Origin of the sequence: Flavivirga amylovorans (genome assembly GCF_030540875.1) — a bacterium.
GTDB lineage: Bacteria > Bacteroidota > Bacteroidia > Flavobacteriales > Flavobacteriaceae > Flavivirga > Flavivirga amylovorans.
Window position 1 is genome coordinate 172,360 of record NZ_JAUOEM010000005.1, and the last position, 16,706, is coordinate 189,065.

Consider the following 16,706-nt stretch of genomic DNA (forward strand, 5'->3'; position numbering starts at 1 on the left):
GAACTGACATAATAAATCAACTCATAAACATTAAACAGCATACATGAGTAATACAATAATAGACACCAATTTCAATTTTCCAGGGCAAAAGAGTGTTTACAAAGGAAAAGTAAGAGAAGTATATAATATTAATGATGATGAACTGGTCATGATTGCAACCGACAGACTTTCTGCGTTTGATGTGGTGATGCCAAAAGGAATTCCTTACAAAGGACAGATTTTAAATCAGATCGCTACTAAAATGATGGATGCGACTAAAGATTTAGTGCCTAATTGGTTAACTGCTACGCCTGATCCTAATGTGGCCGTGGGACATTTATGTGATCCTTTTAAGGTAGAAATGGTTATTCGTGGGTATATGTCTGGTCATGCGGCACGCGAGTATAAAGCAGGTAGACGTATGCTTTGTGGTGTCCCTATGCCAGAAGGCATGAAGGAAAATGATAAATTTCCAGAGCCTATTATTACACCTGCTACTAAAGCAGAAATGGGTGACCATGATGAGGATATCTCACGCGAAGATATTTTAAAGCGTGGTATTGTTTCGGAAGCCGATTATGTAGTGTTAGAAGATTATACGCGTAAATTATTCCAACGCGGAAGTGAGATTGCGGCGTCTAGAGGCCTTATTTTAGTAGATACTAAATATGAGTTTGGTAAAACTAAAGACGGACAAATTGTATTGATTGACGAAATACACACACCAGATTCCTCACGTTATTTTTATGCGGATGGCTATCAAGAACGTCAGGATAAAGGTGAAAGCCAAAAACAACTTTCTAAAGAGTTTGTACGCCAATGGCTGATAGAAAATAATTTTCAGGGATTAGAAGGGCAAACTGTGCCTTTTATGAGTGATGATTATATTGAATCTGTTAGTGAGCGTTACATTGAGCTTTACGAGAATATTACTGGTGAAGCTTTTGTGAAGGCAGATGTTTCTAATATTCAGGAACGTATTGATGCTAATGTTTTGGGGTATTTAGGATAATGTTTTTTGTTTGAATGTTTGATGTTATCGGGATATATAAAATGTATAAAAAAGAACCTTAGTTTATCTAGGGCTTTTTTTGTGGGTCTATTAATTGGGTGCAGAATCATTCTTAGCTTCTACAAAAATAGCAACAATACGTTCAATGGTTTTGCCATAATTAACATTAGAAGAGTTGGATAAAGCAATAATAACTAACTTTTCCTTTGGGAAAATTTCAAACTTTGTAATACCACCAACCGAGCCGCCATCATGTCCGAAACCTTTTAATTTTTTTCTTTTAATAACACCCCAACCTATACCATAACCAGTCTTTTTTCCGTAAAATAACTTTTGAGATTTTGTAAGCTCTTTTATAGTTTTTTCTGAAAGAAACTCTTTTTTAATCATCGCATTTCCAAATTTTATTAAATCGTGAGTTGTAGAAATAAAACCGCCTCCAGCCCATTTATAACTGTTATCTACATAGCTTGCATTTTTAATAGTGTTTGATGCGTCAATTTGATAAAATGACGCTCTGTTTCTAATAATATCTTCGTTTTTATCAGCATATGTATCATTCATATTTAGTTTAGAGAAGACCTCCTGTTTCATAAAGTCTAAAAAAGAAAGACCACTTGCTCCCTCAACAGCAGCACTAAGTAAATTAAAGCCATATGAAGAATAAGAATACTTAGTTCCAGGTTTAAATAATAAAGAATCATTTTTAAAAATATCCAGACCCGATTTAACGGTATTGTATTTTTTTGCCGAAGTATATTCTGAGTTTCTATAGTGCCTTATGCCAGCAATATGCCCTGCAATTTGTCTAACTGTAATGGGATGTTTTTTTTGAGGAAAATATGTTACATAGGTTTGTATGGTTGAATCTAAATTTAGTTTTCCATTTTCAATCAACTTACCAAGAGCAGCAGCTGTTAGTGGTTTTGATACACTACCAATTCTAAAAAGCGTTTCTCCAGAAGTGACAGGTACCTGAAGCTCAATATCAGCAAATCCAAATCCTTCAGACCACACAATATCCCCATCAATAGAAATAGCGATATCAATCCCAGGGATGTTCTGTTTTTGTTGAAGTGAATCTATAATACGATGTGCTTTGAATATAGCCGAAGCATATGTCGCGTTTTTAATGTTTTGGCCAGTACCTTTTATTCCAATCAAAAATGGAATTATAAGTATTGAAAGCTTAAATAGAAGTTTCATAAATTGAATTGGTATAGATAAAAAACTTTGTCGTAAAAGAATTATTTAGCTTTCTTTTTTTTCGATTTACTTGCTTTTGCTAATGGATTAAAATGGATACATAAATCTAACCAATACGATAAATCATCATCGGTATCAAAACCATCTGGTGTTACAAAAATATAACCTTTCATAGGACGTCCGGTAAAATCCATAGGCAAGCATGCCGGTTTTTCAAGTTCAGCTTCATAAACAGATTCTCCAATACGTGCCATTAATAAACTGTCTCCGTATTTTTTATCAATATGAATACCACAAAGCATTTTATTGTCTACTTTAAAACATAAACCTCCCATCATCTTAAGTTCTGTAAAGTAAGTTCGTTTTTCTTTTAATTGCTGCCGTATTCTGTCGGCTAAGTATTCATCATAAGCCATATTATTGATTTTTAAAGCGATTAATTAATTTTCGATTCATATTGTATACAAATGTATTTGTTTTTGCATAATGAAATGATATAAAACAGACTACAATTGCAAACAGGATGGCACCGATAATAGCTTCGGTTGGGTTTAACGTCTGATTTAAAAAACGTTTCAGTCCGTAGCTTGTAAAACTTCCAAATAAAATGATAAAATGAATCACATAAATGGATAAGGTTTTTTCTCCTATTTTAGCAATTATAGATTGTTTTAAAAAGCGCTCAAAGGCATAGAATAAACCAAATAGTATGAATACATTTCCTAAACGTGTGAACAAATAATTGTAACTGGCGCTTAATTTTAATAACTCAATATTGGTAATACCATGCAGTTCTAGTAGAAACCATGACGAATAGTTAATAAGAAAATACCCTACTATAAAGAATGTGATTACGGAGCATAGTTTAAAGCGATTTCTGTGTGCATGTCTAAAAAAAACAGTAGCTATGAAAGCTCCAAAAGCGGAATAACCAAACCAAGGTAAAATGGTAAAAACAGATCCATTAATTTTAGTCATATAATTTGCAATAGGGAGTGGTAAGTTGCTTATAACCAAATCTCTGTATAACGGTTCGGAAATAAAACAAAGGCAGCCTACTGCGAAAAGAATCGTTGAAAATAGGTAGCTATAATGCTTAAATAAGATATGTAGGGACACTAAAATAATAAGTGATAAACCAATACATTGTAATACATCAATCACAAAAAAGTAAGAACTAAAATAACCACTAAGCCAGCTTACTAAATTAATGCGAAGGCTATAACCAATTCCAATAAGCAAAAGGCCTCTAAAAAAACCTTTTTTAATTCTTGGCTGATCATCATTTTTAGAGTGTGCACGTAATAACAGGTATGTAAAAACTAACCCAGAAATAGTGAAAAAAGTAGGAGCAGTAATACCTCTAAGATACGACCAGATGTTATAAACTATATTCGTGGAATCTCTATAAATAGGGTCGATTAATGTATCAATAAAATGCCCTTGTAGCATCATTAATATAGCAAATGCTCTAACAGCATCTATAAAGTACAAACGATTAGATTGCAAAATGAATTGAATTGGTTATGATAAATATACTTCTATTATCTTAACCTTAATATTACTAAACTAATATATTTATAATTTAGTGCATCTTTCAAATTACAAGACGGTGTTTGTCTTAGAAGTGATAAGTCACAATCCGTTCGTTTAAAGGCTGTTCGTTACGGTAATTATTAATCGGCATATTATTTCTAAGTTTTAGAACTTCCTCAACAGATAAGACTATGGGTTCTTTAAATACAATCCAATTCACATTTTCGGTACAAGGTGGTGTTGTTAAAGAGCCTTCGTAGGAGTAATAATGCTTATCTTCTAAAAATAAACTTGATAAATCAATTTTTTGATGAATATCCTTTACTGCTCCTTCTTTAATTGGTAAAAAGCTTTCAAAAAATTCGAATAATTGACTTTCGTCTCCTTCTTCTCCCAAAAGCCCTAAAACAGTTATTTTTCCAGTTTTATTAACATGAACTAAATGCATTTCAATAGGGTAGATAACACCATTTATTTTATGCTCCGAGGGCTCATGAAAATGGATCTGTTTTAAATAATAGGTTTCGTTTTTGTAATTTATAGAGTCACCAGTTTCAAAATCAAACTGTATGGAATGGCCATTATTTTCAACTTCACTAATAAGTGTTGTTGGTGTATATTGTATTTTTAAGTCCTCCTGAATTCTTACTGAATCTGCATTTTTATGAATAATATTGATTGGCGATTGATGTTTTCCATCACAGTCGGAATTCTTTTCGATTTCTATCCAATGTTCTGGTGATGTTTCTCCAGAATAGCTCCAGTGATGTTCGTTTTCTTGATTTTTTTCGTGCGTATTCTTTTTAGAATTGGTACAAGAAATAGTAGTTATTAAAGCAGCACTTAAAAATAAAGTGATTTTCGCATTCATGATATAAATATTTAATCATTTGTATAATGAACTCATCTTGACTTTTTATGATTTGATATGAAAAGTCAAGAAGAGTTCCATGCAAAATTACATTTTACACTGTTTTAAAACCTTACTTTTATCAGCTTTTGATAGTTTTAAGCTTAAAGTTATTAACTATTTCGTTTTCGAAATTATAAAGCCTGTTTTTTAAATTGAGATTATTTTCTTCAGATTAAATCCTCAAGATTAGTTTTTAATATTAGTATTTAATTGAACTTGAAGTTAATTTAATACATTTAAGAATTGAACTAATAAAGAATTATGAGCCAACTGGAACAAATTATTAAGACCTTTTCTAATTATGCGTGGGGGTTGCCTTTGGTAATATTGCTAATTGGAGGCGGATTATACCTTTTAATTTTATCAAAATTTTTACCATTTAGATTTATTGGTCATGCCATTCAAGTATTAAGAGGAAGGTACGACGATCCCAATGATCCAGGACAGATTAGCCATTTTAAAGCATTAACAACAGCATTGTCTTCTACCATAGGTATGGGGAATATTGCAGGTGTTGCCGTAGCCATTTCCGTTGGTGGACCTGGTGCTATGTTTTGGATGTGGATAAGTGCTGTTGTTGGTATGTCTACTAAGTTTTTTACATCTACACTAGCCATTATGTATCGTGGAAAAGATAGTAAAGGAGATTTACAAGGAGGGCCTATGTACTTTATTATAGAAGGTCTGGGAAAGCATTGGAAACCCTTGGCTATTATGTTTAGTTTCTTTGGGATGATTGGTGCATTACCTGTCGTTAATGTGAATCAATTAACACAAGCCATAAATGATATTATATTAATACCCAATGGTGTCACCGTTGGTTTAAAGTCCAATCTAATTATTGCATTTGTTTTGGTCTCACTAACGTCTGTTATTATTCTTGGTGGATTGCAACGTATTAGTAATGCAGCCTCTAAGATGGTGCCTTCTATGGTATTGTTATATTTTGTATTAGTATTGTTTATTTTGATATCTAATTATGATGTGGTTCCTAAATATTTCTTAATGATTTTTACGGATGCTTTTTCAGCAGAAAACTTTAAAGAAAGCCCTGTGTTAGGAGGAGTATTAGGCGGATTGATTTTGTACGGTATTCGACGTGGTGCATTTTCAAATGAAGCAGGTATAGGTACCGCACCCATGGCACATGGTGCAGCCAAAACCGATGAACCCGTACGAGAAGGTTTAGTGGCTATGTTGGGACCAGCTATAGATACACTCGTTGTTTGTACGCTAACAGCGTTGGCTATTTTGGTAACAGGTGTTTGGGAAACTACTTCGGATAATGGTGTGAGTTTAACAGCTTCAGCATTTAGCCATACAATACCAGTTTATGGTAAATATTTGCTCATGGTTTGTGTGGCTATTTTTAGTATTTCATCATTGTTTTCCTATGCTTATTATGGTACTAAATGTTTATCGTTTTTAATAGGTGCTGATAAAAAACATTATTATAATTATATTTATATACTCAGTATTATACTTGCTGCAACCACACCTTTTAGTGTGATGTTAAATTTAATTGATGGCACGTTTGCGCTTATGGCAATTCCAACTATGGTAGCGACTATAATAATGGCTCCTCGAGTTGTAAAAGAAATTAAAGAATATAGAAAGAGATTAAACCAAACTAACTAAATTTAAATATGACTAAAAAAAACGCAAAAGCCTATTGGAAAGAAAACATAAAGTATGTTCTGATACTTTTAGTTATTTGGTTTTTAGTATCCTATGGTGCTGGAATTATATTTAAAGAAGCTTTAAACGAAATAAAAGTTGCAGGGTTTAAACTAGGCTTTTGGTTTGCACAACAAGGCTCTATGTATGTGTTTGTTATACTCATATTTGTATACGTTCGTCTTATGAATAAACTTGATAAAAAGTATGGTTATGACGAATAGTATCATGCTAGTAGAGTCGCTAGGAGTTCAAAATTGGACCTATATATTAGTAGGAATTACGTTTGCATTGTATATAGGCATAGCTATTTGGTCGAGAGCAAGTTCTACAAAAGAGTTCTATGTTGCAGGCGGAGGTGTATCTCCGCTAGCTAATGGTATGGCCACTGCAGCCGATTGGATGAGTGCAGCATCTTTTATATCTATGGCTGGTATTATATCCTTTGCAGGCTATGATGGAGCTGTTTATTTAATGGGTTGGACAGGAGGTTATGTCTTATTAGCGTTACTTTTAGCACCTTATTTAAGAAAATTCGGAAAGTTTACGGTACCAGATTTTATAGGAGATCGGTATTATTCTAATACGGCACGTTTTGTGGGAGTCATTTGTGCACTTTTAGTATCTTTTACTTATGTAGCAGGACAGATGCGAGGTGTAGGATTGGTATTCTCTCGTTTTTTAGAAGTTGATATTAATAAAGGGGTAATAATAGGCATGTTAATCGTATTATTCTATGCTGTTTTAGGAGGCATGAAAGGGATTACCTACACGCAAGTAGCACAATATTGTGTCCTTATTTTTGCTTTTATGGTACCTGCAATTTTTATATCTATTCAAATGACAGGAAACCCTGTTCCTCAATTAGGTTTTGGTAGCGAATTAGCAGATGGCTCGGGAACCTATTTACTGGATAAGTTAGATGGTTTAAGTACAGATCTTGGTTTTGCTGAATACACCGAAGGTTCTAAATCGTTGATTGATGTTTTTGCAATAACGTTGGCTCTTATGGTAGGAACAGCTGGTTTACCTCACGTTATCGTTCGTTTTTTTACAGTAAAACGAGTTAAAGATGCTCGTAAATCAGCTGGAATAGCTTTATTTTTAATTATGATCTTATATACAGCCGCACCAGCTGTGGCCGTTTTTGCTAGAACGAATATGATTGAAACTGTATCAAATCAGCCCTATACTAGTGTTCCAGAGTGGTTTAAAAAATGGGAAACTACGGGTTTAATAGGTTTTTATGATAAAAATTCTGATGGAAAAATTCAATATTTATCTGGTAATGCGTTTTTGAAAGATGAGCATGGTAAGTTCGATTTTAAAAAACCAGACCCTAATGTTAAAAATGAATTGTATGTAGATAATGATATTATGGTATTGGCAAATCCTGAAATTGCAGATTTACCAGATTGGGTTATTGCTTTGGTTGCGGCAGGCGGATTAGCCGCAGCATTATCAACAGCTGCAGGATTGTTGTTGGTTATTTCTGCATCCGTTTCTCACGATTTAATTAAGAAAATGATGAATCCTAATATTTCAGAAAAGGGAGAATTAATTGCAGCTCGTTTATCTGCAGTCGGAGCCGTTTGTGTGGCAGGGTACTTTGGGATTAACCCACCAGGTTTTGTTGCAGCAACAGTTGCCTTAGCATTTGGATTAGCCGCAGCATCTTTTTTTCCTGCCATTATTTTAGGCATTTTTTATAAGCGTATGAATAAAGAAGGCGCTATAGCTGGTATGGTAGTCGGTATTACTAGTATGTTGTTATATATGATTAAATATAAATTGGGATGGTTTGATGAGGTGCTTCCTGATAAAAGTGACTGGTGGTTTGGTATTTCTCCAGAAGGTTTTGGAACCATAGCCATGATTTTAAACTTCATAGTATCCATAGCTATCATGAAATTTACGCCACCACCGCCACAAGAGGTTCAAGATATTGTAGAGAATATTAGAATTCCGAGTGGAGCAGGTAGTGCAACACATTAAATGTATTGTATGTTTATAATTCCATGTAGCTTGTATAAATTATGCACTAAATAGATATTATTTTTTATTATTTTAGACATCCAAATTAATTTTAGAATAGCAGGTATAAGTAATATGAGCAATTATCACATAAAACATTTAGAAGAATATTATCAAGTTTACAGAAAATCAATAAGAGAACCGGAAAATTTTTGGGAAGAAGTTGCAGAGGAACATTTTATGTGGCAACGAAAATGGGATAATGTTTTAAGTTGGGATTTTTCTAAACCAGAAGTGACATGGTTTGAGGGGGCAGAGTTAAATATTACGGAAAACTGTATTGATAGGCATTTAGCGACTCGTGGTGATAAAACGGCTATTTTATTTGAGCCTAATGATCCTAAAGATGATGCTGAACACATTACTTATAATCAATTACATAAACGTGTTAATCAATTTGCCAATGTCTTAAAAGACCAAGGCATTAAAAAAGGGGATCGCGTATGTATTTATTTACCGATGATTCCTGAATTAGCTATTTCTGTTTTAGCGTGTGCTAGAATAGGAGCTATCCATTCGGTAGTCTTTGCAGGGTTTTCTGCAACAGCATTATCAACAAGGATTAATGATAGCGATTGTAAAATGGTTATTACCAGTGACGGTTCTTATAGAGGGGCAAAAACAATCGATTTAAAAAGTATTGTTGATGAAGCTATGAATGACTGTTCATGTGTAGAAACAGTTTTAGTTGCAAAACGTATTCATTCGGACATACAAATGATATCTGGGCGTGATAAATGGTTACAACCGCTTTTAGATGCAGCTTCAATAGATTGTAAGGCTGAGGTTATGAATGCGGAAGATCCGTTATTCATATTGTATACATCAGGTTCTACAGGACAGCCAAAAGGAATGGTACATACAATAGCTGGATATATGGTGTATACAGCATATTCCTTTAAAAATGCCTTTCAGTATAAAGAAAATGATGTGTATTGGTGCACAGCTGATATAGGTTGGATTACAGGACATAGTTATATTGTCTATGGTCCATTGGCAAATGGAGCCACTACGGTGATGTTTGAAGGTGTTCCAAGCTATCCGGACTTTGGGCGTTTTTGGGAGATTGTTGAAAAGCATAAAGTAAATCAGTTTTATACGGCACCAACGGCTATTCGTGCTTTAGCTAAGCAAGGTTTAGAACTAGTTGAAAAATATGATTTGTCGTCACTTAAAGTTCTAGGATCTGTAGGAGAACCAATAAACGAAGAAGCATGGCACTGGTATAATGATAATGTTGGTAAAAAGAAAAGTCCGATAGTTGATACTTGGTGGCAAACAGAGACAGGGGGTATTATGATTACGCCTATTCCGTTTGTAACACCAACAAAACCAACCTATGCTACTTTACCATTTATAGGCATTCAACCCGCTTTAATGGATGAAAATGGAAAAGAACTAAAAGGTAACCAAGTCGATGGTCGTTTGTGTATAAAGTTTCCATGGCCTAGTATGGCACGTACCATTTGGGGAAATCATCAACGTTATAAGGACACGTATTTTTCTGCTTATGAAAACAAGTATTTTACAGGAGATGGTGCTTTGCGTGATGAAGTAGGATATTATAGAATTACAGGACGTGTTGACGATGTTATTATTGTATCTGGTCATAATTTAGGAACTGCACCAATTGAAGATGCTATTAACGAACATCCAGCAGTTGCAGAATCTGCCATAGTAGGTTTCCCGCACGATGTAAAAGGAAATGCGCTATATGGTTATGTGATTTTAAAGGATGTAGGAGAAACCAGAGATCAGGATAATTTACGTAAAGAGATTAATCAAATTATTACCGAACATATTGGGCCTATTGCAAAATTGGACAAAATCCAATTTACTCAAGGGTTGCCAAAAACACGCTCTGGTAAAATAATGAGACGTATTTTAAGAAAAATTGCTCATAAAGACACTAGTAATTTAGGAGATACGAGTACACTTTTAAATCCGGAAGTGGTTCAGGATATTATAGATAATGCATTTTAAGGGGAATTCGATTTAAAAAAGAAATCTACTAATGTTGTTATTTATCACTTTGAGCATTATTCATCGTATGTATTTCAGATATTAATGAAGTTGCATATCTTATCATGTTTACGTTACTTGGTGGAAAAGTGCTACCGAAATAGCATTTTATTTGGACATGACAAAGAATTGTATTTGAAAGTATTAAGATGATTGTTTCCAGTGTAATTTACATCGAACAGACTTTAAAATAGGCGATCTATAAATTATTAAAGAACTAAGATTTTAATAAATAGTCCCACTCTAAATTTTTCCGCTTATCTAATCGTGATAGAATTTTTAGAAAGACAATAGCAGTTATAAGGGCGTCGCCATTAGCTGTATGTCTATCTACTTTAGGGACATTAAGTTCATTACACAAATCATCTAATGTGTAATGTTCTTTTAAATTTTCACGATAAATAATGTGTTTCGATTTATTGAATAAATATCCTGTATCAATGAATCTGTTTTTTAATTTACCAAGTCCATTTCTAGATAGCATTTCATTCATCATGGTTTTATCAAAATTTGCATGATGTGCTATTAAATCTGCATTTTTTATATAGTCTAAAAAAATCTTAATAGCTTCTAGTTCGGTTACTTTCTCTAAAGAACCTTTCTTCATTAATCCATGGATCTTGACTGTTTCTGGATTAAATATTTCTTGTTGTAAATAAAGCTCTAGGCTATTATTAACCTGAATAGATTTGCCAACAAAACTAACGGCTCCTATGGAGAGAATTCTATCCTTTTTTCTATCAAAACCAGTAGTTTCAGTATCAAAAGCTACAAAGCGAGTATCTTCAATTGAATTTTTATTGACATTTTTAAAGCTGTTAATATAATCCATCCAAAAAGCTGGATACTCTTTTTTGCTTTTATTGAACCATTTAAAAATCATTTACATAAAGTTTTTTAAGTCGAATCTGATTTTTAAAATTTCCTGAATTTTTTGAATGGGTTTAAAGCAACGTCTAAGTTTTAGTTTTTCTTCTTTGGTTAGCGTTTCTAAATCAATAAACTTACCCGAATTCCCACCTAATAGACCTTGTTTGGTTTTAAATTTAGACAAGGCTTTAAAAGCGTAAGAGCACGATTCGTATAGCTCTTTATTATTCGGTTCTAGTTCTGCTAATTTTTCAAAACGTTCAGAAGTGTTATTAACATCTCTTATATGTTTGCTCAAAATAAGTAATCGCGCAGCATCAATAAGTGGCATTAATGCTCTGTTTTTAATATTGAAAAGTTCTTTTTGCTCTCCATTTTGTTCTACTAAAAACTGTTTAAAAAAGCCAAGAGGTGTAGGGCTTTTAATGGCGTCTCGTCCTAAGAACCTATAAAACAAGGTCGTTTTTTCTAAAGTTGTAAAAATAGTATCTGTAAGATCATCAACTAATTGTTTATCTCCATAAACGCGGTTATAATCAAAAAAGATAGAAGATAATAACACAGCTTTTTCATCAGGTTTTAAAATCCAATTTGTAAATTGAGTTTTCCATTCAGTTAAAGATTTACACCATTCTGGGTTACTCGCCATCATATCAGCTTCACAATATTCAAATCCAATTTTATTTAAAGACTTGGTAACTAATTTAGCAAGTTTTAAAAAATAGGTTTGTGTTTCTTCGTATTGTTCTTCTGGAACATCATCAAATACCAAGGCATTATCCTGATCTGTAAAAAGTAACTGTTCTTCCCGTCCTTGACTACCTAATGCCAACCAGGAAAAAGGGACAGGAGGTGTTGTGGGCATTTTTTTAAGAGCCAATTCTATAGCACGAATAGTAACAGCATCATTAATTTGAGAAATAACATTTATAATATGTGTTATTGGTATATTTTGTTCAATATAGCTTTTCAATAAAGCACTTCCTTTAAGTCTGGCCTCACGTAACTTTTTAGTCCGTTTTGCACGCTTTATCTCTTTAAGTATAACAGTAGGATTATTGCCTAAATTTACTAATACATCGTGATGCGTTAAAACACCGATAAGTTTAGAGTTAACGGTTCCATCTTTTGTAATACACAAATGACCAATACTGCGTTTTATCATTTGCAATTGCCCATCTGCGATCGTTAAACCTTTTTTACCAGTTATTACAGGTGAACTCATAATATTGGTTACTGGGGTTTCAATAGGAAATAGACCAGTCGCTATTTTATTTTTAATATCACTATTGGTGATAATACCAACTGGTTTTTTTTCATCATCAACAACTACAATACACCCAATTTTATGAATACTCATTTTTTTTGCAGCCTCTTTTAAAGAGGATTCCATAGAGCAAGTAATTGGTGATTTTGTATAGTTTGCTGTTTGAAAATTCACCATATCCTGAGACGTATTAGGTAAATAATCAACAAAAATTTTACCAGTTTCTTCCTCTGTATAAGGATCGAAAGCATTGGAGGCGAAAGCAGTAATTAAATATTTTTGAACTTTGGTATTATTATCTGTTACCGATTGAAAAATATTAATAGGGATTTCATAAACGATAGATTCTTCATTAGCTGTAGCAGTAAGCTTATAAGGTTCTTTTGTTATAAGAGGACGCAATCCGAAGAGGTCACCAGTATCATGAATATTCATAATATCTTTAGTATCTCCGTTGTTATAATAAAGGTTTATAGCGCCATCTCGAACGATATAAAAACTGTTATGCCACGTATCATCTTTTTTAAATATGGTATCTCCTTTTTCTAAATATGTTATAGTAACCTCTGTAGCAATTTGCAACAGCGTTTTATTAGAAAGCATATTAAAAGGTGGGTATCTCTTTAAAAAATCACCAACGCGTTCTGCTATAGAATTCTTCATAAAATGCTCTTGTTTTTGGTACTTGTTGTGTATTAGATCACTTTAAAATCCAATAATAATTCGCCTTCAATAGATGCTTGCAAATGATCGCCTTTAAAAGTTTGACCAGCACCAACGGCTGGTGTTCCTGTAAAAATTAAATCTCCAGGAACTAAAGTCATAAAGCTGGAAACAAAACTAATAATTTCACTAAAATTGTAGATCATAAAATCGGTGTTACCGACTTGCTTCTGTTCTCCATTGATCATTAAATCAAAATTAATATTATTGAGATCAGGGAAATTAGATATAGGTTTAAAACTAGATATTGGTGATGCCCCATCAAAGCCTTTAGCTAAAGCCCATGGCCCTTTACCAGCTCTACTTACAGTAAGTACATCTTTAGCTGTGTAATCTATACCAACAGCAATTTCTGAGATATACGAAGGCGCATCATCTATAGTAATATCTTTTCCTGTTTTACCAATTTTAACTACTAATTCGACTTCATATATCAATTCGTTGGTAATAGATGGAAAGACCACATCTTTATTATTGGTTACTAAAGAACTTTCTGGTTTTGTAAATATTAATTGAGATCCGTTTTTAATTCCCTCAATTTCAGCTTTATCACTTACATAATTTTTGCCGATGCCTATTATTTTCATTTGTATTGTTTAATGGTTTATTTATGACAATAAAAGTAATGAATTAAGCAGACTACCAAGACGTTTTAAACGTAAATATTTGAGCCTTTTTATACTTAAATATTGTGCAGTTTATTATGATTTTTACCCGTTCAAATCAAATTTTTACTATTCTTTCCTGTGACACTATCCTATTTTTTTGTTCCTAACAAATAAAGAACAACACCTGGACCAGATTTTACTTTATCAATTTCCCAATCATAAGTTTCAGTGCCTTCCAGGTTTTCAACAAGGTTATTCATTTCCTTTATAGAATACGTACGAAGCGATGACACAATTCCGTCCCACAATACAAATAAGGGGACAATAGGGATTAAATAAGTGAATACAATCCGACCTATTTTAAATGGTTTTATAAAAGGCGTTGTAAAGAGAACACTTAAAGGTGAAAATAACATAGCCAGAAGACTTGGAAAACTTCTTTCCTGTGCTTCAAAAATGGCGATTGCATTGTTTGAATTAATAGCATTTTGTAAAATCTGTTTTGCATCGTTTGGTTTAAAATGATGTAAAGATAAAAATTGTGTTCTTAGCCCTTTCAAATCTGTAGGAACATCTCTAGCATCAATAGGTTTTTCGATGTACTTAAAATTATTAGCTTGTTTTTTTGTGAATTGAAATGCTGGAATATTTGGATAGAAATCTGTTAGGGTTATTTCCAAGTCAGGAATATCTTTTTTTAATTCAGAGTTTAACCAAATGAGTCCGCCACCGCCACCAGAACCAAGATCAATTATTTGATTCGTTTTACTTTTTTCAAGACCTTTTTTAATTATCGGAATAATAGATGTATACATTTTGGTCTTGTTAGACAAAAACTGCAAAAAATCTGTTCCGTAATTCCTTAAAAATGAAGGAAACCATTTTTGATCTTCAAATTCGAATGCGTGTATTCTTCCCATACTATTAGATGTTATAATTGTGCTTCAGAAACAGTACTAATTTAGTAAAATGAAACCCATCAAACAATTAACTATATAGATGTTGTATTTAAATTAAATGTTATTAATATGATTCATAATTAAGAATAGTTAATTTTACAAATTACCTTATTGCTAAAATAATTTAGATGCAACATCTCCAAAAGAGTCCAGAAAATAAAGTTAAAAGTAAAGTCACTATGGCGCAAGCCTTTAAAACGATTGTATGGCCACGCCGTAATTTGGTGTTTATTGGTTTAATATTGATCGTTATTAGAAGCCTGGCAGGTTTAGTGTTACCCTGGCAAAGTAAAGTGTTGCTGGATGAGGTCGTACCTGGTAAAGACATGAGCCTGTTATACAATTTAGTAGCCATTGTTTTGGGAGCTATTTTTATACAATCGATCACGTCGTTTTTGCTCACACGTATATTAAGTGTACAAGCACAATATTTAATTAGCGAATTACGGGCACAAGTGCAGAAAAAAGTACTTTCGTTGCCTATTAGTTTTTTTGATAACACTAAATCAGGAGCTCTGGTATCACGAATTATGAGTGATGTTGAAGGCGTTCGAAACCTTATCGGTACAGGGTTGGTTCAGTTGGTAGGAGGCACTTTTACTGCGATAGTGTCTTTGATTATTTTAATAAAACTAAACCCATGGATGACGCTTTTCGTATTTGTACCACTATCCATATTCGGTTATATAGCACTTAGAGCCTTTAAATATATACGTCCAATTTTTAGAAAACGAGGGGAGATAAATGCCGAAGTGAAAGGACGCTTAACTGAAACGTTAGCAGGAGTTAGAGTAATTAAGGCATTTAATGCCGAAACACAGGAAAACGAGGCTTTTGAAAAAGGCGTTGATAAGTTATTTCAGAATGTGAAAAAGAGTTTGACTGCTACGGCTTTAATGACGAGCTCTTCAACCTTTTTAATAGGTGTTGCTACTACAGGGATTATGGCCATTGGCGGGTATTATATGATACAAAGTGAAATGACTACAGGAGAGTTTTTATTCTTTACGCTTATTTTAGGGTTTATGATAGCACCTATAGTACAAATGAGTAACATAGGAAGTCAATTAACTGAAGCTCTAGCAGGTTTGGATAGAACAGAAGAGCTTATGAATATGACTGCCGAAGAAGATAATGAGGATAGAACCATTCAGCTTGAAACTATAAAGGGAGAGATTGTTTTTAACGATGTATCATTTTCTTATGAGGAAGGAAAAGACGTTTTACATGATATTAATTTTAAAGCACCTCCAGGTTCGACCACAGCTTTAGTTGGGAGTTCAGGATCAGGCAAGTCAACTATAGCAGGCTTGTCTGCTACATTTTTAAATCCGAAATCTGGCAAAGTAACAATAGATGGTCAAGATTTATCTAAAGTAAAATTAAATACATACCGCCAATATTTAGGGGTGGTTTTACAAGATGAATTTTTATTTGAAGGAACCATAAGAGAGAATATCATGTTTCCTAGACCAGATGCCACAGCATCTGAATTACAAAATGCAGTAAAAGCAGCTTATGTAAACGAATTTACAGATCGTTTTGAAGAAGGTTTAGATACTTTAATTGGGGAAAGAGGTGTGAAATTATCTGGAGGACAAAGGCAACGATTAGCCATTGCACGTGCTATTTTAGCAGATCCGAAAATTATTATATTAGACGAAGCGACTTCCAGTTTAGATACCGAGAGTGAAGCATTAATACAAAAAAGTTTAGGAGAGTTAATTAAAAATAGAACCACTATTGTCATTGCACATCGGTTGAGTACTATTAGAAAAGCGGATCAGATTTTGGTCATTGAAGCAGGTCGTATTGTAGAGCGCGGCACTCATGACGAATTGATTGCTTTAAATGGTCGATATTACGATTTATACACATATCAAGCAAAGATTTAATAAAA

14 protein-coding genes are annotated in these 16,706 nt (G+C 33.3%); 6 read left to right on the forward strand and 8 right to left on the reverse strand.

What is annotated here, in order from left to right:
• The first annotated feature begins 43 nt into the window (after positions 1-43).
• The gene (locus Q4Q39_RS14935) at positions 44-991 is read left to right on the forward strand and encodes a phosphoribosylaminoimidazolesuccinocarboxamide synthase (protein ID WP_303283356.1); all 948 of its coding nucleotides are present in this window, start codon (positions 44-46) and stop codon (positions 989-991) included.
• A 90-nt stretch (positions 992-1,081) separates the two neighbouring features.
• On the opposite strand, the gene Q4Q39_RS14940 is transcribed toward Q4Q39_RS14935, so the two are convergent.
• The 4 genes from Q4Q39_RS14940 to Q4Q39_RS14955 all read right to left on the reverse strand — a co-directional run bounded on the left by Q4Q39_RS14940 (position 1,082) and on the right by Q4Q39_RS14955 (position 4,604).
• Positions 1,082-2,197 carry a serine hydrolase domain-containing protein gene (locus Q4Q39_RS14940; protein WP_303283357.1) on the reverse strand — a complete coding sequence of 372 codons (1,116 nt, stop codon included), beginning with the start codon at positions 2,195-2,197 and terminating at the stop codon, positions 1,082-1,084.
• Positions 2,198-2,238: 41 nt separating this feature from the next.
• On the reverse strand, positions 2,239-2,613 hold the full coding sequence (locus Q4Q39_RS14945) for a TfoX/Sxy family protein (RefSeq protein ID WP_303283358.1): 375 nt from the start codon (positions 2,611-2,613) through the stop codon (positions 2,239-2,241).
• Position 2,614: 1 nt separating this feature from the next.
• A complete protein-coding gene (locus tag Q4Q39_RS14950; RefSeq protein WP_303283359.1) occupies positions 2,615-3,706 on the reverse strand; it encodes a heparan-alpha-glucosaminide N-acetyltransferase domain-containing protein in 1,092 nt (363 codons plus the stop codon).
• 112 nt (positions 3,707-3,818) lie between these two features.
• Positions 3,819-4,604, reverse strand: coding sequence for a carbonic anhydrase (locus Q4Q39_RS14955; protein ID WP_303283360.1), 786 nt, complete (start codon positions 4,602-4,604; stop codon positions 3,819-3,821).
• Between the two features lie 303 nt (positions 4,605-4,907).
• On the opposite strand from Q4Q39_RS14955, the gene Q4Q39_RS14960 reads away from it, so the two are divergent.
• The 4 genes from Q4Q39_RS14960 (at position 4,908) to acs (ending at position 10,340) form a co-directional block, all read left to right on the forward strand.
• Positions 4,908-6,284, forward strand: a complete 1,377-nt coding sequence (locus Q4Q39_RS14960; RefSeq protein ID WP_303283361.1) for an alanine/glycine:cation symporter family protein — start codon at positions 4,908-4,910, stop codon at positions 6,282-6,284.
• Positions 6,285-6,292: 8 nt separating this feature from the next.
• Positions 6,293-6,547: a DUF4212 domain-containing protein gene (locus Q4Q39_RS14965; RefSeq protein WP_303283362.1), complete on the forward strand. Its 255-nt coding sequence runs from the start codon at positions 6,293-6,295 to the stop codon at positions 6,545-6,547.
• Complete coding sequence (locus Q4Q39_RS14970; RefSeq protein ID WP_303283363.1) at positions 6,537-8,318, forward strand: sodium:solute symporter family protein; 1,782 nt, start codon at positions 6,537-6,539, stop codon at positions 8,316-8,318. Before Q4Q39_RS14965 ends, Q4Q39_RS14970 begins: the two co-directional genes overlap by 11 nt.
• A 114-nt stretch (positions 8,319-8,432) precedes the next feature.
• Positions 8,433-10,340, forward strand: a complete 1,908-nt coding sequence (acs, locus tag Q4Q39_RS14975; RefSeq protein WP_303283364.1) for an acetate--CoA ligase — start codon at positions 8,433-8,435, stop codon at positions 10,338-10,340.
• A 256-nt stretch (positions 10,341-10,596) separates the two neighbouring features.
• On the opposite strand, the gene Q4Q39_RS14980 is transcribed toward acs, so the two are convergent.
• From Q4Q39_RS14980 to Q4Q39_RS14995, 4 genes are all read right to left on the reverse strand, one after another.
• A complete protein-coding gene (locus Q4Q39_RS14980) occupies positions 10,597-11,262 on the reverse strand; it encodes a 3'-5' exonuclease (RefSeq protein WP_303283365.1) in 666 nt (221 codons plus the stop codon).
• Positions 11,263-13,179 carry a DUF294 nucleotidyltransferase-like domain-containing protein gene (locus Q4Q39_RS14985; RefSeq protein ID WP_303283366.1) on the reverse strand — a complete coding sequence of 639 codons (1,917 nt, stop codon included), beginning with the start codon at positions 13,177-13,179 and terminating at the stop codon, positions 11,263-11,265. It abuts the gene before it with no gap.
• Between the two features lie 32 nt (positions 13,180-13,211).
• Entirely contained in the window at positions 13,212-13,826 is a 615-nt protein-coding gene (locus Q4Q39_RS14990) for a fumarylacetoacetate hydrolase family protein (protein ID WP_303283367.1), read from the reverse strand.
• 170 nt (positions 13,827-13,996) lie between these two features.
• Positions 13,997-14,767 carry a hypothetical protein gene (locus tag Q4Q39_RS14995; protein ID WP_303283368.1) on the reverse strand — a complete coding sequence of 257 codons (771 nt, stop codon included), beginning with the start codon at positions 14,765-14,767 and terminating at the stop codon, positions 13,997-13,999.
• 167 nt (positions 14,768-14,934) lie between these two features.
• On the opposite strand from Q4Q39_RS14995, the gene Q4Q39_RS15000 reads away from it, so the two are divergent.
• The gene (locus tag Q4Q39_RS15000) at positions 14,935-16,701 is read left to right on the forward strand and encodes an ABC transporter ATP-binding protein (RefSeq protein ID WP_303283369.1); all 1,767 of its coding nucleotides are present in this window, start codon (positions 14,935-14,937) and stop codon (positions 16,699-16,701) included.
• Positions 16,702-16,706: the final 5 nt, after the last annotated feature.

Excerpts from the sequence above, each read along its gene's own strand:
- Q4Q39_RS14980 (WP_303283365.1), bottom strand. The coding sequence starts at position 11,262 with ATGATTTTTAAATGGTTCAATAAAAGCAAAAAAGAGTATCCAGCTTTT.
- acs (WP_303283364.1), top strand. The coding sequence starts at position 8,433 with ATGAGCAATTATCACATAAAACATTTAGAAGAATATTATCAAGTTTAC.
- Q4Q39_RS14935 (WP_303283356.1), top strand. The coding sequence starts at position 44 with ATGAGTAATACAATAATAGACACCAATTTCAATTTTCCAGGGCAAAAG.
- Q4Q39_RS15000 (WP_303283369.1), top strand. The coding sequence starts at position 14,935 with ATGCAACATCTCCAAAAGAGTCCAGAAAATAAAGTTAAAAGTAAAGTC.
- Q4Q39_RS14995 (WP_303283368.1), bottom strand. The coding sequence starts at position 14,767 with ATGGGAAGAATACACGCATTCGAATTTGAAGATCAAAAATGGTTTCCT.
- Q4Q39_RS14985 (WP_303283366.1), bottom strand. The coding sequence starts at position 13,179 with ATGAAGAATTCTATAGCAGAACGCGTTGGTGATTTTTTAAAGAGATAC.
- Q4Q39_RS14960 (WP_303283361.1), top strand. The coding sequence starts at position 4,908 with ATGAGCCAACTGGAACAAATTATTAAGACCTTTTCTAATTATGCGTGG.
- Q4Q39_RS14965 (WP_303283362.1), top strand. The coding sequence starts at position 6,293 with ATGACTAAAAAAAACGCAAAAGCCTATTGGAAAGAAAACATAAAGTAT.
- Q4Q39_RS14940 (WP_303283357.1), bottom strand. The coding sequence starts at position 2,197 with ATGAAACTTCTATTTAAGCTTTCAATACTTATAATTCCATTTTTGATT.
- Q4Q39_RS14970 (WP_303283363.1), top strand. The coding sequence starts at position 6,537 with ATGACGAATAGTATCATGCTAGTAGAGTCGCTAGGAGTTCAAAATTGG.
- Q4Q39_RS14990 (WP_303283367.1), bottom strand. The coding sequence starts at position 13,826 with ATGAAAATAATAGGCATCGGCAAAAATTATGTAAGTGATAAAGCTGAA.
- Q4Q39_RS14955 (WP_303283360.1), bottom strand. The coding sequence starts at position 4,604 with ATGAATGCGAAAATCACTTTATTTTTAAGTGCTGCTTTAATAACTACT.
- Q4Q39_RS14945 (WP_303283358.1), bottom strand. The coding sequence starts at position 2,613 with ATGGCTTATGATGAATACTTAGCCGACAGAATACGGCAGCAATTAAAA.